The organism is Candidatus Pelagibacter sp. PS_10_02 (genome assembly GCF_059418005.1).
Genome location: NZ_CM182076.1, coordinates 839794 through 855609, shown reverse-complemented (window position 1 = coordinate 855609; position 15816 = coordinate 839794). Strand labels below are relative to the sequence as shown.

Annotated in this window: 20 protein-coding genes; 13 read left to right on the top strand and 7 right to left on the bottom strand. The window is 30.5% G+C overall.

Annotation, left to right across the window (positions count from 1 at the left end):
* The first annotated feature begins 1 nt into the window (after position 1).
* Together msrB and AC5SL1_RS04755 are read left to right on the top strand one after the other, a co-directional pair.
* Positions 2-376 (top strand): peptide-methionine (R)-S-oxide reductase MsrB, encoded by a 375-nt coding sequence (msrB, locus tag AC5SL1_RS04760; protein ID WP_494572820.1) that lies wholly within the window; start codon positions 2-4, stop codon positions 374-376.
* Between the two features lies 1 nt (position 377).
* Positions 378-719: a hypothetical protein gene (locus tag AC5SL1_RS04755; protein WP_494599284.1), complete on the top strand. Its 342-nt coding sequence runs from the start codon at positions 378-380 to the stop codon at positions 717-719.
* Here the strand turns inward: AC5SL1_RS04755 and grxC are convergent.
* Together grxC and AC5SL1_RS04745 are read right to left on the bottom strand one after the other, a co-directional pair.
* Entirely contained in the window at positions 711-965 is a 255-nt protein-coding gene (grxC, locus tag AC5SL1_RS04750; protein ID WP_494599283.1) for a glutaredoxin 3, read from the bottom strand. The two genes, AC5SL1_RS04755 and grxC, sit on opposite strands and share 9 nt — an antisense overlap.
* Before the next feature lie 3 nt (positions 966-968).
* The gene (locus AC5SL1_RS04745) at positions 969-1265 is read right to left on the bottom strand and encodes a TIGR03643 family protein (protein WP_494572817.1); all 297 of its coding nucleotides are present in this window, start codon (positions 1263-1265) and stop codon (positions 969-971) included.
* A 127-nt stretch (positions 1266-1392) separates the two neighbouring features.
* Here AC5SL1_RS04745 and AC5SL1_RS04740 point away from each other — a divergent pair, with 127 nt between their 5' ends.
* The 11 genes from AC5SL1_RS04740 to AC5SL1_RS04690 all read left to right on the top strand — a co-directional run bounded on the left by AC5SL1_RS04740 (position 1393) and on the right by AC5SL1_RS04690 (position 10534).
* Positions 1393-2007, top strand: coding sequence for a LysE family translocator (locus AC5SL1_RS04740; RefSeq protein WP_494572816.1), 615 nt, complete (start codon positions 1393-1395; stop codon positions 2005-2007).
* A gap of 87 nt (positions 2008-2094) precedes the next feature.
* Complete coding sequence (locus AC5SL1_RS04735; protein ID WP_494572815.1) at positions 2095-3336, top strand: amino acid ABC transporter substrate-binding protein; 1242 nt, start codon at positions 2095-2097, stop codon at positions 3334-3336.
* 66 nt (positions 3337-3402) lie between these two features.
* Complete coding sequence (locus tag AC5SL1_RS04730; RefSeq protein WP_494579301.1) at positions 3403-4296, top strand: branched-chain amino acid ABC transporter permease; 894 nt, start codon at positions 3403-3405, stop codon at positions 4294-4296.
* Complete coding sequence (locus AC5SL1_RS04725) at positions 4296-5348, top strand: branched-chain amino acid ABC transporter permease (protein WP_494579299.1); 1053 nt, start codon at positions 4296-4298, stop codon at positions 5346-5348. The genes AC5SL1_RS04730 and AC5SL1_RS04725 overlap by 1 nt, the downstream gene beginning before the upstream one ends.
* A complete protein-coding gene (locus AC5SL1_RS04720) occupies positions 5348-6088 on the top strand; it encodes an ABC transporter ATP-binding protein (RefSeq protein ID WP_415271478.1) in 741 nt (246 codons plus the stop codon). The genes AC5SL1_RS04725 and AC5SL1_RS04720 overlap by 1 nt, the downstream gene beginning before the upstream one ends.
* Positions 6088-6873: an ABC transporter ATP-binding protein gene (locus AC5SL1_RS04715; RefSeq protein WP_415271477.1), complete on the top strand. Its 786-nt coding sequence runs from the start codon at positions 6088-6090 to the stop codon at positions 6871-6873. The genes AC5SL1_RS04720 and AC5SL1_RS04715 overlap by 1 nt, the downstream gene beginning before the upstream one ends.
* On the top strand, positions 6873-7577 hold the full coding sequence (locus tag AC5SL1_RS04710) for an AzlC family ABC transporter permease (RefSeq protein ID WP_494599282.1): 705 nt from the start codon (positions 6873-6875) through the stop codon (positions 7575-7577). Before AC5SL1_RS04715 ends, AC5SL1_RS04710 begins: the two co-directional genes overlap by 1 nt.
* Positions 7567-7890, top strand: a complete 324-nt coding sequence (locus AC5SL1_RS04705) for an AzlD domain-containing protein (protein WP_494599281.1) — start codon at positions 7567-7569, stop codon at positions 7888-7890. Before AC5SL1_RS04710 ends, AC5SL1_RS04705 begins: the two co-directional genes overlap by 11 nt.
* Positions 7890-8798 carry a glutarate dioxygenase GlaH gene (gene glaH / locus AC5SL1_RS04700; RefSeq protein ID WP_494599280.1) on the top strand — a complete coding sequence of 303 codons (909 nt, stop codon included), beginning with the start codon at positions 7890-7892 and terminating at the stop codon, positions 8796-8798. The genes AC5SL1_RS04705 and glaH overlap by 1 nt, the downstream gene beginning before the upstream one ends.
* Before the next feature lie 209 nt (positions 8799-9007).
* A complete protein-coding gene (locus tag AC5SL1_RS04695) occupies positions 9008-9676 on the top strand; it encodes an outer membrane protein (RefSeq protein ID WP_494599279.1) in 669 nt (222 codons plus the stop codon).
* A gap of 90 nt (positions 9677-9766) precedes the next feature.
* Positions 9767-10534 carry a pyrroline-5-carboxylate reductase gene (locus AC5SL1_RS04690; protein WP_494599278.1) on the top strand — a complete coding sequence of 256 codons (768 nt, stop codon included), beginning with the start codon at positions 9767-9769 and terminating at the stop codon, positions 10532-10534.
* A 21-nt stretch (positions 10535-10555) separates the two neighbouring features.
* Here AC5SL1_RS04690 and AC5SL1_RS04685 read toward each other — a convergent pair whose 3' ends face one another.
* The 5 genes from AC5SL1_RS04685 to AC5SL1_RS04665 form a co-directional block, all read right to left on the bottom strand.
* Positions 10556-11317, bottom strand: coding sequence for a sulfite exporter TauE/SafE family protein (locus tag AC5SL1_RS04685; protein WP_494579291.1), 762 nt, complete (start codon positions 11315-11317; stop codon positions 10556-10558).
* A 1-nt stretch (position 11318) separates the two neighbouring features.
* Positions 11319-12482, bottom strand: a complete 1164-nt coding sequence (locus AC5SL1_RS04680; protein WP_415275233.1) for an MFS transporter — start codon at positions 12480-12482, stop codon at positions 11319-11321.
* Positions 12483-12688: 206 nt separating this feature from the next.
* Complete coding sequence (locus tag AC5SL1_RS04675; RefSeq protein WP_494579289.1) at positions 12689-13546, bottom strand: DMT family transporter; 858 nt, start codon at positions 13544-13546, stop codon at positions 12689-12691.
* Positions 13547-13549: 3 nt separating this feature from the next.
* The gene (locus AC5SL1_RS04670; protein WP_494579287.1) at positions 13550-15031 is read right to left on the bottom strand and encodes an aldehyde dehydrogenase; all 1482 of its coding nucleotides are present in this window, start codon (positions 15029-15031) and stop codon (positions 13550-13552) included.
* Positions 15032-15814 (bottom strand): alpha/beta fold hydrolase, encoded by a 783-nt coding sequence (locus AC5SL1_RS04665; protein WP_494579285.1) that lies wholly within the window; start codon positions 15812-15814, stop codon positions 15032-15034.
* Positions 15815-15816 lie beyond the last annotated feature (2 nt).

Genomic DNA, 15816 nt, shown 5'->3' with positions numbered 1-15816 from the left:
TATGACAAGAAAAATTAATAAAGATCTCACAAGTGAACAGAAATTAGTTTTATTTGAAGATGGAACTGAAGCACCGGGCACTAGCGAATTAAACTATGAAAAAAGAGAAGGTAGTTACCACTGTGCTAATTGTGGTGAAAAGCTATTTGATTCAACTGCTAAATATGAAAGTGGTTCTGGTTGGCCTTCATTTTATCAGTCACTACCTGATGCTTTCGAAACTAAAACAGATACGTTATTAGGGTATGAAAGAGTTGAGTATCATTGCAAAAAATGTGGTGGACATCATGGTCATATCTTTGAAGATGGACCAAACCCTACGGGAAAAAGATACTGTAATAATGGTGTTTGTTTAGTCTTTAAGCCAAAAACGTAAAATGATTATTAAGTTTACTACTTTTTTAATTGGTATTATTTGGTCTTATTCAATAATAAAAACACAATCAGTGTTTAGTAAGAAGGCTGGAATAATATTTAAAATATTTATTACAAAAATTTCTTGGCTTAGTTTAATTGCAGCTTGCTACTTTGGTTATAAAAATTTTACAGTTAAATTTATAGTTATTGGCATTATAATTGGTGTTTTGTTAGTGAATGTTGGTTTTTATTTATTAAAAAAATATATCAATCAAAGATTTAATGAAAAACAAATAACATCTTTTAAAAGTTTTTTTGAATATACTTTAGTTTTTTTAGTTATTTATTTTATTTTATTTTAAAAGATCTTGTAATTTGTTTTCTTTTTCTAAGGCTCTTACTTCATCGTAACCACCAATGTGCTGATCATCAAAGAATATTTGAGGTATGGTTCTTTTTCCATTAGCTTTAGCAATCATTTCATCCATTGCTCCATCTACTGATGCAATGTTGATTTCTTTATATTCAACGTTGTTTCTAGTTAATAATCTTTTTGCAGCATCACAAAAATTACAAAGAGGTCCTGTATAAATAGTAACTAATTTCATAGATTATAAATAATCATTCTTTTTAATTTTACTAGTAATTTCTTTTCTAGAATATTCAAATTTTTTTCTATGTTTTATACTCTTTTGATTTACTCTTTTTCTCCACAACCTGAATGAAGTAGGTTTAACAGATCTTCGCATAATCTTGATTACTTCAGATTCTGTCTTTCCAGTCTTTTGTTCAATTTCTTCAAAAGTGATCCGGTCTGCCCAGGCAGCCCAGATGATCCAATCTGGGTCATCAATTTTCGGTTCTGGATTTTTGACCTTGGTGATGGGTCTGCGACCTTTTTTTTTCATAAATCCTTTATATTTGAAAAAAATGATTAATGCATTTTAATTAAGGGCATGGTATTATCTGATCTAGATAGTCCATCTTAGCCATCTTTAGCTCCCGGTTTTTTTGGACTATCCTAAAAATCCCAAAATGCTCCCTTTAAATTATTTCCTCTTTTTACAGATAATCTTATTTCTATTTATCACCCCTGGAACTCCTAGAATTGTGATCATTTCTTATTCTATGAATTATGGGGTTGAAAAATGTATTTGGACAGCACTAGGAGACGTTACTGCAAATTTTATTCAAGCAACTTTAGTAATTTTTGTTCTTGGATCTTTTTTTGTTGATAATCCAAACTTTTTAAATATTTTTAAGTGGATTGGAATAGTTTATTTGCTTTATCTTGCTTATGATATTTATAATTCAAGACCAAAAGATATAAACTCAAATAATATTTCATCAAAAAGTTTTTTTTCATTCTTTAAAGATGGTTTTTTAGTTGCAGGAACAAGTCCAAAGGCTTGGATGTTCTTTCCTTTAATTTTTCCACAGTTTATAGATTTTAATTCAAATTATATTGTCCAATTTGTAATTTTAATCACAACATATGTAGTCTTAGATTTTTTATCTTTAGTTGCTTATGCTGTGCTTGCTAGAAAGTTAATTGTTTGGATACAAGCAAATCCAAAAACCATTAATACAATTTCAGCGTGCGTATTAATAATAATCGCATTAATTATAGCTTTTATTCAAAAATATTAGGTCACACTTTGTTTTAAGTACTTGCGGAGAATTACATTTAAAGGTTTAATATTTCTTTAAATTTAAAACTAATAGAAGGAAATAAAAATGAAAATCAGAAATATACTAATTACGTTAGTTTCTGCAATTGCTCTTTTAATTTCAGCTTCAACAATATCTTTCGCGAAGGTTGTTGGGGATAAAATTATTTTAGGTGCAGCTGTTTCATTGACTGGAAAATATTCATCTAATGGTGTTCATACTCAAAATGGCTATAACTTAGCCGTAGAGAGAATTAACAGCATGGGGGGTGTTAAAGTTGGTGGAAAAACTTACAAGTTTGAAATCATTTATTATGATGACGAGTCAAACTCTGGAAGAGCAGCACAACTTGCAGAAAGATTAATTCAACAAGATGGTGTTCAATACATGCTTGGGCCTTATAGCTCAGGACTTACAAAAGCTATGGCTCCTGTAACTGAAAAATATGGAATTCCTATGGTTGAAGCAAACGGTGCGTCTAGATCGTTATTCACTAAGGGTTATAAATATTTATTTGCAGTGCTTGCTCCAGCAAACTTATATCTTGATGTAGCAATTGACCTTGCAGTTGAAAAAAACGGTGGAAAACCAGTTAAGATTGCAATGGCATTTGAACAAGATGCCTTTTCTCAAGATGTGAGATTAGGTATTCTTGATGCTGCTAAAAGAACAGGTTCTAAAATCATCATTGACGATAAGTTACCGAAAGAACTTAATGATATGGCTGCTACTTTATCTAAAGTAAAAGCTGTAAAACCAGATGTTCTTGTGGTTTCAGGTCACACAAAAGGAGCTCTAACAGCTGTTAGACAAATTTCAGAGATGAAAGTTGATGTTCCTATGTTAGCAATGACTCACTGTGATGCTGCTAAATTATCTAAGATGCATGGTAAAGCTTCTGAGTATGCACTTTGTGCTTCGCAATGGCATAAATCATTATCTTACAAAGATGATTTCTTTAAAGATGGAACTACCTATGATGCAGATTTTACAAAAGCATTTGGTTATGCACCGCCATACCAAGCTGCAGAGTCGTCAGCTGCTTTATTAGTATTTAAAGATGCGTTCGAGAGAGCACAATCATTTGACACTAAAAAAGTTAGAGACGCTTTAGCCGCAACTGATATGCAAACTTTTTATGGGAACATAAAATTTGCAGAAGGTGGACAGAACGTTTCTAAGCCAATGGTACTTTTCCAAGTATCATGTAACGATGATGGTAGTAAGTGTGAAAACAAAGTTGTTGCTCCTACAAAATGGGCATCAGCTGAGTTGGTACACCCAATTCCATCTTGGTCTGAAAGATAAATACTTAAATAATTTAAATGCCCTCTACTTGTAGGGGGCATTTTTTTACAAACATTTAAAGAATTTATGGATTTTCTAATTTTTCAAGCACCCATACTAATGGTCCAAGCATCAATGGATGGAATACTTCTTGGTATTTTGTTTGCATTAATTGCTTATGGAATGGCTTTGCAATGGGGTGTGATGAATATAATAAATATCGCACAAGGTGAATTAGTAATTATGGGTGGATACATTGCTTACTTTATGTATCTCTCAGGAATTCACCCAGCCTTTGGGATAATTGTATCTCCAATTGTAATGTATTGCGTTGGTTGGGGAATGTATAAATTGGTTATTAATAAAGTTGTAGATAAAGATTTATTTACATCAATTCTTGCAACTTTTGGAATTAGTATTTTAGCACAACAATTAATGAATTTTGCATTTGGTGCAGACGTAGTTGTTGCTCAATCAGATTTTGGAACAACAATGTTATTTAATGATATGGTTACAATTCCTAATGCTAAGTTATTTGCAGGCGCTGTTTGTGTCATAACTGCAGTTATTTTGGTGATCTATATGAGAAAATCAAAATTAGGTAGAGCAATTAGAGCAACCGCACAAAATGCAAGAGCTGCTAAAATTTTAGGTGTAGATACAGAAAAAGTTTATGCAGCAACATTTGGAATAAATGCTGCTCTATGTGGAATAGCAGGAGCTTGTGTTGCGATCACATTTACACTTCATCCATACACAGGATTACCTTACACAGTTAGATCGTTCATGATTGTAATCATTGCTGGACTTGGAAATTTACCAGCTGTAGCAGTGTCAGGAATGGGTCTTGGAATATTTGAAGAATGGGCAGATTATTTACTAGGAACAGAATTTAGAATAGCGGCTGTATTCTCGTTACTTGTTTTAATTTTAGTTTATAGAAGATTTAAATTATCAAGAAAAAGAGAATATCTAAAATAATGAATAAAAATACTCTTTTATACGCGGGTTTAATAATTTTTGGTTTAGTAGGAGCATTTATATTTCCTGCTTACAAACTTCAGATGTCGTTTCTTTATATTTTAATTGTACTTGCGATGACTTGGGACGTTCAAGGGGGGCAAATGGGTTACAATACATTTGGAAACATTTTATTTTTTGGAGTTGGAATGTATGTTGCTTCAAGTACACAAATAGCAATGTTCTTTTCATTAGCTGAGTGGACAGATGCTGGTGGAGAAAAAACTTTTGTTCATACAGTCCCACAATTTTTTCAAGGTTTTGGTGTTGGAATATTGTTAGCAGGAATTATACCAACAATAATTGCAGGAGTAATTGGTTATGGAATTTTAGGTTTAAGAGGGCATTACTTTGCAATTTGTACTTTAGCCTTAGGAATTGCTGCTGGCGAAATTGCTGGTGGAATTGAAATTATTGGAGCAGGACAAGGTATGACAGTTCCGGTTTGGCCAAAAGATTTAGGATCTAATGCATCATCGTCACAGTTTATGTATTATTTAAGTTTTGGTTTAGCAGTTATAACTTTCATTACTTTAAAGTGGGCCTACAGCACAAGATTTGGATTAGTTTTAAATGCAATAAGAGATAACGAAGATAAAGCTGAAGCAATGGGCATTCACACTATGAGGTATAAAATTATAGGTTGGATGGTATCAGCGTTCTTTGTTGGAATTGCAGGAGGACTAATGGGTCATATTAATGGTTACATTGAACCTAATGAAATTGCATTTGCTGGACCTACATTTGGAGTATTCATGGTGTTAATGGCAATTCTTGGTGGCAAAGGAACTTTATGGGGACCACTTGTTGGTGCTGTTTTATTTCATTTATTTAAAGAAGGTTTTTGGACTTACTTCTTAGGCTGGCAGTATGTGGCTCTTGGAGTTTTAATTATTGTAATCGTTGTTTATTTTCCTGAAGGCTTGATGGGATGGTTAAGAGAAAAATATCCTGAAAGATTTGGGGAAGTAATTGATGAAGCAGACCGAAAGGCACAGGTAGAATTAAAATAATGGCAATACTAGATATATCCAATGTAAGTAAATCTTTTGGAGGTGTTAAAGCTAATGTTGATATTTCTATGTCAGTTGAACAAGGTTCAATAGTTGGATTAATTGGTCCAAATGGATCTGGCAAAACTACTCTATTTAATTCTATTGTAGGAACATATCCAATTGATAATGGTTCAATCAAATTTGATGCTACAGAAGTTTCCGAATTACCTGTACCTGTTATTGCTAAACTTGGATTGCTTAGAACTTTCCAGCAAACTCGAATTTATGGAAAATTAAACTGTATTCAGAATATGTTAATTAGTCATAAACCAGAAAATGATGGAATATTGACAGTATTTCAAAAAATACCTTCAGATTTAACAGATAAAGCTGAGACATTATTAAAGTTTGTAGGGCTTCATCAAAAAAGAAAGCTTAGAGCGGGTGATCTTTCTTTTGGTCAGCAAAAATTATTAGAACTAGCAATGGCCTTAATGAATGAGCCTAAAATGCTTTTATTAGATGAGCCAACAGCTGGAATTAATCCAACATTAATTAATGGAATTATTGACCGTTTGATAAGTGTTAATAAGGACTATGGAATTACTTTGTTAGTTATAGAGCACAATATGAAAGTAATTATGAATTTAGCACAAAGAGTTTTTTGTTTAGCACATGGTCAAATGTTAGCAAATGGAACTCCAGATGAAATTAAAAATGATAAGCGTGTGCTAGACGCTTACTTGGGAGCACAATAATGTCAAATCAATATGATGTATTAGGAAAAGCACCAGGATCAGAAGATTTAAAAAAATTATCTCCAGATAATGATCATTTAACTATCAAAAAATTATCAGCTGGCTATGGTAAAATGGAAATTCTTCATGATTTTGATTTAAATGTAAGTAAAGCTCAATCGCTATGTTTGATTGGACCGAATGGTGCAGGGAAATCTACAATACTTCATTCAATTTATGGGTTTACAAATATTTTTTCAGGACAAATTGAAATTGATGGGAAAGAAATTACCAGCTTAACTCCAGCTCAAAAACTTACATCATGTGGAATTGCTTATATACTTCAAGATAATTCTGTTTTCCCAGATATGACTGTTGAAGAAAATCTATTGATGGGTGGCTATTCCAAAGAAAATACAGACGAGTCTTATCAAGAAGCTGAGAGAATTTTTGAAAAATATGAAAGATTAAGAAATAGAAGAAATCAACCTGCTAAAGTTTTATCAGGTGGAGAAAGAAGGTTATTAGAAATTTCTAGAGCATTAGTTATGAAGCCATCAGTATTACTTGTTGATGAACCATCTATTGGATTAGAGCCAAGATATATCGATATGGTTTTTGAAATTTTAAGAGATCTTCAACAAACAGAAAAGAAAACTATTATTCTAGTTGAGCAAAATGCAAAAAAAGGATTAGAGTTTGCAGATATTGGTTATGTTTTAGTGTCAGGACAAACTGCTATTGCTGGCAAAGGGGACGATTTATTAAAAAATCCTGATGTTGGTAGATTATTCCTTGGTGGTTAATGATTAATAAAGAATTTTTCTTTAAAGGTTTTAAATCAATTCTAGCGCCAGACAGCCCAGCCCTTGCACTTGGTTGTTGTTTTATCGCTATTGGAGCACTCCTTAAAAATATAGGCTTTAATATTCAGGAAAGTATTTTTTCGACAATGCTTACTTATGCTTTGCCTGGTTCGTTAGTTATGGCAGAATCGTTATTAGTAGGAGCATCATTATTAAATATTTTTTTAGCAGTTTGGTTTGTTAATGCTCGACTTTATCCAATGGCAGTTTCTTTATTTCCATTGATGATGCACAAAAGTCAACCTAAGTGGAAATATTATTTCTCATGCCATTTTATTGCAGTGTCAGCATGGCTAATAATGAAAAGTAATTACAAAAGTGTAGACAAAAAAAATAGGATAGATTTTTGGATTGGGATTGGCTGCGCTACTTGGGCTACAGCAGTAATAGGAACATTTATAGGATTTTATGCATCTGATTATTTGGATAAAAATATGATGATGGGGTTAGCAATTTTAAATCCAATTTATTTTTTATGTATGATGGTTGGTGCAATGAAAACAATTCAAATTACTTTTTCTGTAATATTAGGTTTGATATTAGGGCCAATTTTTTATTTTTTTTCACCTGAGTGGTCAATTTTATTAGGTGGACTTGTTGGTGGAACGATTGCTTATTTTATAGGAGAACTAAATGTCAACTAGTGTAGTTCTTGCAATTCTGGTTACTTCTTTAGCAACTTTTTTATCAAGGTTTTTAGGTGTGATTTCATCGAAAGGAATAAAAGAGACTTCAAAATTATTTAGATGGTTCAATTGTCTGGCATACTCAACACTAGCTGCATTAATTGCTAGAACAATAATATTTCCTGTAGGAGTATTATCTGACTCAACTTATAACAGTAGAGTTTTAGTTGTTCTATTTTGTTTATTTATTTTCTTTATTTCAAAAAGAAATTTTGTTTATCCAACAGTTATTTCTGCTATTATGATGGCAATATTAAGTAATTATTTATAATGGATGATATATTAGGACTAACCATAATAAAAAACCCAAGTTCAAAAAGAATTATTGATATTAAAATTGAGGATGAAATTTTAGAAAAATTAATATTTCCATTTAATAAATTTGATATTACTGCTCTAGAATACAAACCATTTACAAGATTTACGATTGCAAAAAGCTTAGATGATATAACTTCTAATAAGTTAAGCAAATTACTTAACTCGATAATTAGAGATAGAAATACAGGTTGTTTTATAATAAGTCCAAAAAGTATTAGTTCAAAAATTAATGATATTTTTTTGGTTAAATTATCAACAGCAATTGCATATTTAATTGGTAATCCAAACCATGATTCCATGGCTGGAAAATATTATGCGAGATTTCACGTTAAGCATGAGGATAAAAGTGACTCGTATTTAAGAAAAGCATATACAAATATGGATCTGCATACAGATGGAACTTATGTAAAAGAAAAAACTGACTGGTTACTTATGACCAAGATAGAGGAGAAAAATGTTGAGGGAGGAGAAACAAGTATGCTTCACCTTGATGATTGGGAGCATTGTAAAGATTTATATAATGATCCTATTGGTAAGCAAAATTTTATTTGGGGATCACCAAAAAGTAAAAATATAGATTATAAAGTAGAGCACCCAGTTTTTTCAGAAGATGAAAAGGGAAGACCTAATATTTCTTATATAGATCAATTCCCCGAACCTAAAAATATGGAACAAGGTAATTTTTTACAAAAATTGTCTGATAGATTAGAGGGAAGCGAAAACAAGATAATAACTAAATTAACACCAGGATCTACAATTGTGGCCAATAATTACTTTTGGCTACATGGAAGAAAACCCTTTAAGGAAAATAAAGAACTGAGTAGAGAGTTATTAAGAATCAGAGGCTCTTTTTTCAATTAAAATTGAAAAATTGTGTTTAGTTAGCTCAATTAAAGATTGAAAAATTAACTTTATTTATTAAAATTAATTTTACTCAATTATTTATAGGGTTTTTTGTTGTGAAAATACAACATATTATTTATTATATTTATTTTTAAAAAATAAATACACAATATTAAGAAATTGATGTATGAATACGTTAAATTAACTAATTATATTAAGAGAAACAAATGAAAAAAATTACAGTAATAGCAACAGGTATTATGCTTTTAGTGTTTGCAAATGTAAATGCTGCAGAAAAAAGAATAGGTATATCTGGTGCTTATACACAGTTCTCAAGTGATGGTACTGAAACAATGAAATCATCAGGAACGAAGACAAGCAAAACACAAGATGAAAATGTAGTTGTACCATCAATATTTATTGAAGTTGCAAATGACAACGGTTTAGCGATTGGATTAGATTTTATGCCAATTGAAGCAGAACTTGGTTCAGGTACAAATGCCAGAACTGATACTGACACAGATGATGCGTCAGATACTGCGGGAAATAACAAGGTAAGTGCAGAGCTTACTAGTCATACAACATTGTATTTAAGTAAGTCTTTAGGAGACAATGGAGCTTATCTTAAAGGTGGTCTAGCAATGGCAACAATTGATACTACTGAAACTTTAGCAACAGGATCAACATATGGTAACGAAGATGTTACAGGTTTTTTGATTGGTCTTGGTATGAATAAAGATATAAATAATGGAACATTCTTCAGAACAGAATTAACTTATACTGACTATGAAGACGTTACTATTAACGGTACTGCAGACTCTGACGGTGTTAAAAACAAAATTGATGCTGACATAGATGCAGTTGCATTTAGAATTTCAATTGGTAAAGCATTCTAATTAAATAATTCAATTAATTTAAAATTTAAAGCCCCTTAACTGGGGCTTTTTTTTGCTAATTATTAAATGATTTACTGATATATTTTAAAAATGAAATTAGGTTTTATTGGAAGTGGAAAAATAGCATCATCAGTAATTAATGGTATTTGTTGTTCAAAAATATCATTTACTAAAATTCTTATATCTGCTCGAAATAAAAAAATAGCAAAACAGCTTCAGAAAAAATTCAAAAAAGTAGTAATTACAAAAGATAATCAAAAAATAGTGGATAATTGTGATTGGGTTTTTTTATCCATTACTCCAACAGTAGGAGAGAGAATTATTAAAGATCTTAATTTTAGACCCACTCAAACAATCATTAGTTTTATATCAACAATCACTTTATCAGAATTAAAAAAAGCAATTAAAGTAAAAGCAAAAATAGTTAGAGCCATACCTTTGCCTCCAATTTCTTTAAAAAAAGGACCCGTTCCCATCTGTCCACCCAATAAAAAAGTAAAAGATTTTTTTAATAAAATTGGCACAACAGTTGAAATAAAAAATGAAAAATCTTCAATTAATTTTTGGTCAACATCTGGAATGATGGCACCATTTTATGAATTATTAAGAGTGATGACTGACTGGTTGGTTAAAAGGGGCATTAAAAGAGATAATGCGCAAAAATATATAACATCTTTATTTTTAGCTTTATCAGAAGATGCAGTTGTAAATTCTAAAAAAGATTTGAAATATTTAGTAAAAGAATCTCAAACACCAAAAGGATTAAATGAACAAGGTGTTAGTGAGTTAACTAAATTAGGTTTTTATAGACAATTAGAGAAAACACTCAATAGTATTCATAAAAGATTAAGTAAGTAAAATTTTGTGAGTCAAGATATTCTAAAAATTGTCAATAATTCTAAAAAACCCAAATATTGAAATAAATATAAGAAAGTAAAAAACAACTTTTCTATAAGTCTTCTCTTTACTTTTAACAAAAAATTTATCACCAATATAAACACCTATTGGTAAAGTAATAATCAGTGGAATAGTCCTATAAATAGTTGTGACATCCACAATTCCAGCAAAAAAACTTAGACTAAAAGCATAAATATCTGTTAAGAAAAATAATGCTGCTAATGAACCTCTAATTATTACAGGTTGAATACTTGTAACTAATAAGAATAGTGCAACAGGCATTCCTCCTAAAGTAGTTAATCCATTTAATGCTCCAGCAATTATTCCTGTAAAAAATTTTCCATAATTATTATTAATCTTTTGATTTACATAACCTCTCATTAATAAAAATGAAAAAAATATGATTAGTACACAAACAGATAGATGTGTAACGTCAGGAGTTAAATATTTTAATAGATAAATACCAACAGGAGAGCCAATAATTATTCCAAATATTAGTTTTATAACAAAATTCCAGTCTATTTTGTTCCATATATATGGGACCATAAAAATACTAATAATGACCTCAAGTATTAGAATAATTGGAACTATTTCTACTGCCGGAAGAATAAAAGAAAAACCTGAGATACATGTTGCTGAAAAGCCAAAGCCATTAAATCCTCTTATAATAGAAGCAATGAATACAGTAAATATTACAAAATAAATTTCAACCAAGCTCAGTTGAAAATAATCTATTAAATCCATTTTACTTTCTCTCTTTAAAATCAGCTCTTAATGTTGATAATATAATTAAAACCAAGAATATTATACAAACTAAATTCATTGTTTTCCAACTTGTTGAGGTTAGGAAAACTCCTGCAGATAAACTTGAGATTGCTTGAATTGAATAAACTATTAAATCATTAAATCCTTGCGCCTTAAATTTTTCATTTTCCCTATAAGACAAAACTAATAGACTTGTCCCAGATATAAATAAAAAGTTCCAACCAAATCCTAAAAATATTAATGCAATTAAATAATTAGTAAAATTTTGGTCAAAGAAACTAGTTAAGATTGTTATTAAAAATAAAAAGACACCAGCATACATTATTTTACTATGTCCAAATTTTTTTATCAAATTACCTGTAACCAATGATGGTAAAAACATAGCTGCAATATGAAATTGAATTACAAAACTTGTTTTAGTTAAGTTTATTTTCTCCATTACATGCATACTTATTGGTGTAGCTGTCATTAAAAATGACATCACTGCATATGCAAATGCAGATGCTACTAAAGCCTGTAGAAATCTTGGTTGAGAAATTAACTCTAGATAGCTACGTGAAGTTTTTTTATTAATAAGATTTGGTTTATGCCCGTCTTTATAGAATAATAAGAAAATTATTGAGGTGAGTGTTAAAGCTGCAAGTGCGATGTAAGAACCGGCATATAAATGTTCAGCAATAATATCTTTTGTTATATTAGCAACATTTGGTCCTATAAAAGCAGAACCTATACCTGCTAATAATATTATTGAAATAGCTTTTGGTGCCATATCCTTTTTAACTGTTTCAACCGCAGCAAAACGATATTGATGACTAAACGCAACCCCAGCCCCAAGTAAAAAACATGCAAAATTAAATAATATAAAACTTTCAATAATTATTGAATAAGCAGCAAGTAATGATGACAATGAACTAATAATTGATGCAAATATAAAGCCTGCTCTTCGACCAATTATACTCATAACCTTTGCTGCAAAAATTGCAAAAATTGCAATACCCACAATTGATAAAGCCATTGGAAGAGTTGCTAAAGATTTTACTGGACTAAACTGAGAACCAATTATTCCACTTAAAAAAACTGTTATGGGTGCTGCTGTAAAAGCAAAAATCTGACTTAAAATTAGTAGCCATAAATTTTTATTCATTAAAAAAAATATTTATCACCGATGTACATAGCCCATGCTACTGCAGCTCCGAGTATAATATATTTCATAATAAGTTTATTTTATTTCGATTTTCTCAGGAAGTATACCTTTAGGATGATATATTATGATTAATAAAAGACCCATATCCATTATTAGGCACCTAAAGTATCGAACACTTTTAATTAAATGAATTTACAATAGAGGAATTATCTAATTTTCTGTAGCTGGTAAACAGAAATAATCACAATAGATCCACCAACAGCACTTAGTAGTGATGGAATTTCTTCAAAGATAAAAAATGTTAGAAGCAAACCAAATATTGGAAATAAAGAATAGAAAGGCATAACCTTGTTAACTGAGTAAAATTTATATAGATAAAACATAGATGTGTGAGCAACAACTGAAACCATCACTCCATTATGAAGTAAGAGTAACCAAGTATATAAATCGATATTCTTTAATTGACCAAAAGTATTACCCTCAAAAATAATTGAAAAAAGTAGCAAAGTTACAAAGCCAATAAAACCCATTATAGCATTAGTTAATTTTACATCAATATTTTTAATGTAACGAGAAAATACATTTGCAATACCATAGAAAAAAGCTGAAACAGCACAAAGTAGAATTGCAAAAATTTCATTTTTTAAATTAGGATCATATCCAATAAGAAAAATTCCAAAAAAAGAAATAAAAATTAGTAGCCACATTTTAAAAGTAACTTTTTCACCTAAGAATATTGAACTAGCAAGTATTGCAAAAGGAATTGCAAGTTGTGCACCAATGATAATAGGTGCAATTACAGTCGCTTTTTGTAAAGATAGATTTAAAAAAATAAAAACACCAAAACCCATAGATAAAGAAAAGCCTGCTAAAGGAAGTTGATATTTTTTACTTGGAATTCTAAATTTACAAAAGGGAGCAAGACATGAAAAAAGTATAAACATCCTTAATGATGCCGCTAACATAGGTGTTAAAGATGTATTTAATGCAAGTTTATTAATTGGATAAGAGCTTCCAAAAAGAAACATAATGAACAAAACTAAAAAATAATGTCTGGCAGTCAATTATTAACCCATTGTAAATGGATCAACCATCGGTTTATCCGATGAATTTAACCATGTAGTCTTTATTCTTGTGTATTCTTTAATTGACTCAATTCCTGCTTCTTTTCCATATCCACTATCTTTAATTCCTCCAAAAGGAGCCATTGGTGAAATTAACCTATAAGTGTTTACAAAGGTTATTCCAGCTCTAATTGCCCTTGAAACTCTCAGGCCTCTTCCAAAATTAGATGTGTAAACTCCGGAAGATAAACCATATTTATTATCATTCATTAATTTAATAACCTCATCTTCTGTTTCAAATTTCATCACGGATAGGATAGGACCAAATAATTCATTTTCCGCTGTAGGTAAATTATGATTTTTACATTCAATAATTGTAGCTGGAAAATAATAACCTTTATTGGATATATTAGATCTTTTACCTCCACACCGAATTTTTCCACCTTGCTCAACAGTAGCTTTGATATTTTTTTCTATATTTTCTAGTTGTTTATAACTATTTAAAGGTCCCATTTGAGTTTCATTATCCATAGGAGCTCCTAATTTTATTTTTTCAGCTTTAGCTATTAGCTTATTTAAAAAGTCATCATAAATTTTAGATTGAATGTAAAGTCGTGATCCTGCAATACAGCTTTGACCGCTTGCACCAAAAATACCAGCAGTTATTCCATTTAGTGCGTTCTCTTGCTCAGCATCATCGAATACAACAACAGGGCTTTTTCCACCAAGTTCTAAGCTTACCTGTGATAAATTTTCTGCAGAATTTTTAACAATATGTTTTGCAGTTTCAGGACCACCTGTAAAAGCAATTCTTTCTACAAGGTCATGTGTAGTTAGAGCTTTACCACAAGGCTCACCTAGACCAGTAATTATATTAACAACACCTTTGGGTATACCTGATTTTTCAACTAATTTTGCAAACTCTAATAATGTTACAGGCGCTAGTTCAGAAGCTTTTATCACAACAGTATTACCCATTGCTAATGCGGGTGCTAGTTTTACTGCAGTTAATAACATTTGGGAATTCCAAGGAATTATCGCAGCAACAACACCAATAGGTATTCTAGTAGTTGTTACTTGCATGTCTGGTTTGTCAATTGGCACAACTGTTCCTTCAACTTTATCGGCTAGTCCTGCAAAATAATCATAATACTCAGCAATATAGTTAGCTTGTGTTTTTGTTTCTCTAAAAATTTTTCCTGTATCAATTGTCTCTATAGTTCCAAGATGTTCAGCATTTTGTCTTAATTGATCTGCAAGAGATCTTAAGCATTTAGCTCTTTCTCTTGGGTGTAAGTTTGACCAAGATTTTTCAAAAGCATTTTGTGCAGCCTTAACTGCTTTATCTACATCTTTCTCGTTAGCTTCAGGAACAGTTGCCCAAACTTCGTTGTTTTCTGGGTTTACAGTTTCTATTGTTTTTCCAGACTCTGAATTAACCCACAGTCCATTTATATACATTTTAAAGTTTTGAATTTTTATCATTTATCTATTAATAAAATTTTTAAGATTGATATTAACATCATCTGCACACTCTATACTACAAAGATGTTTTCCATTATTTATCTCAATAAAACTTGAGTTTATTAAATCTTCACATAAAGATTTTGACATCTCAACAGTAGATCCTGAGTCATTTGACCCTGTCATTACAAGGGTCCTAGTTTTAATATTATTAATTATATCTGCATTATCCTCATGATAAGCAAATAACTTGTATGCTTTTAAAAAATTTAAATGATCTTTTTTATTTTTTGTCAAAATTTTTATAAATTGATTATAAGTTTCTGGATGGTCATTTAAGTATTGATCGGTAAACCATCTTTTTAGGGCTTGCTTTGAAATAGGTTTGTTTAATTTAGCCTGTTCAAATCTTTCTATAACCAAAGACCTCTGTTCTGAGGTTCTTTTATATGTTGTACCCATTACAACAAGACTGTTTAGTTTGTCTTGAAATTTAGAGGCAAAATTTAGTGCAATTAAAGAGCCTAAAGAAAAACCGACAAGATTAATCTTATCTACTTTTAAAAATTCTAATATTGATTTTAGTTGGTTCGAAAAATCATCTAATGTTACATCATCTTTATTGAGAATAGTCTTGCCATGTCCCAATAAATCATATGTAATTATTGAATATTCTTTAAAAGCTTCAATTTGAGGTTCCCACATCCGTTGATCAAGTCCAACTCCATGAATAAAAACCACAGGAACTGTATTTTTATCATTAAATGAATAATAATTTTGATTTGGATCAAAATTTTGAAACATTA

Coding starts and splice junctions, on each gene's coding strand:
- glaH (WP_494599280.1), top strand. CDS start 7,890: ATGGATGATATATTAGGACTAACCATAATAAAAAACCCAAGTTCAAAA.
- AC5SL1_RS04710 (WP_494599282.1), top strand. CDS start 6,873: ATGATTAATAAAGAATTTTTCTTTAAAGGTTTTAAATCAATTCTAGCG.
- AC5SL1_RS04740 (WP_494572816.1), top strand. CDS start 1,393: ATGCTCCCTTTAAATTATTTCCTCTTTTTACAGATAATCTTATTTCTA.
- AC5SL1_RS04695 (WP_494599279.1), top strand. CDS start 9,008: ATGAAAAAAATTACAGTAATAGCAACAGGTATTATGCTTTTAGTGTTT.
- AC5SL1_RS04665 (WP_494579285.1), bottom strand. CDS start 15,814: ATGTTTCAAAATTTTGATCCAAATCAAAATTATTATTCATTTAATGAT.
- AC5SL1_RS04705 (WP_494599281.1), top strand. CDS start 7,567: ATGTCAACTAGTGTAGTTCTTGCAATTCTGGTTACTTCTTTAGCAACT.
- AC5SL1_RS04720 (WP_415271478.1), top strand. CDS start 5,348: ATGGCAATACTAGATATATCCAATGTAAGTAAATCTTTTGGAGGTGTT.
- AC5SL1_RS04685 (WP_494579291.1), bottom strand. CDS start 11,317: ATGGATTTAATAGATTATTTTCAACTGAGCTTGGTTGAAATTTATTTT.
- grxC (WP_494599283.1), bottom strand. CDS start 965: ATGAAATTAGTTACTATTTATACAGGACCTCTTTGTAATTTTTGTGAT.
- AC5SL1_RS04730 (WP_494579301.1), top strand. CDS start 3,403: ATGGATTTTCTAATTTTTCAAGCACCCATACTAATGGTCCAAGCATCA.
- AC5SL1_RS04680 (WP_415275233.1), bottom strand. CDS start 12,482: ATGAATAAAAATTTATGGCTACTAATTTTAAGTCAGATTTTTGCTTTT.
- AC5SL1_RS04755 (WP_494599284.1), top strand. CDS start 378: ATGATTATTAAGTTTACTACTTTTTTAATTGGTATTATTTGGTCTTAT.
- AC5SL1_RS04690 (WP_494599278.1), top strand. CDS start 9,767: ATGAAATTAGGTTTTATTGGAAGTGGAAAAATAGCATCATCAGTAATT.
- AC5SL1_RS04670 (WP_494579287.1), bottom strand. CDS start 15,031: ATGATAAAAATTCAAAACTTTAAAATGTATATAAATGGACTGTGGGTT.
- AC5SL1_RS04725 (WP_494579299.1), top strand. CDS start 4,296: ATGAATAAAAATACTCTTTTATACGCGGGTTTAATAATTTTTGGTTTA.
- AC5SL1_RS04735 (WP_494572815.1), top strand. CDS start 2,095: ATGAAAATCAGAAATATACTAATTACGTTAGTTTCTGCAATTGCTCTT.
- AC5SL1_RS04715 (WP_415271477.1), top strand. CDS start 6,088: ATGTCAAATCAATATGATGTATTAGGAAAAGCACCAGGATCAGAAGAT.
- AC5SL1_RS04745 (WP_494572817.1), bottom strand. CDS start 1,265: ATGAAAAAAAAAGGTCGCAGACCCATCACCAAGGTCAAAAATCCAGAA.
- msrB (WP_494572820.1), top strand. CDS start 2: ATGACAAGAAAAATTAATAAAGATCTCACAAGTGAACAGAAATTAGTT.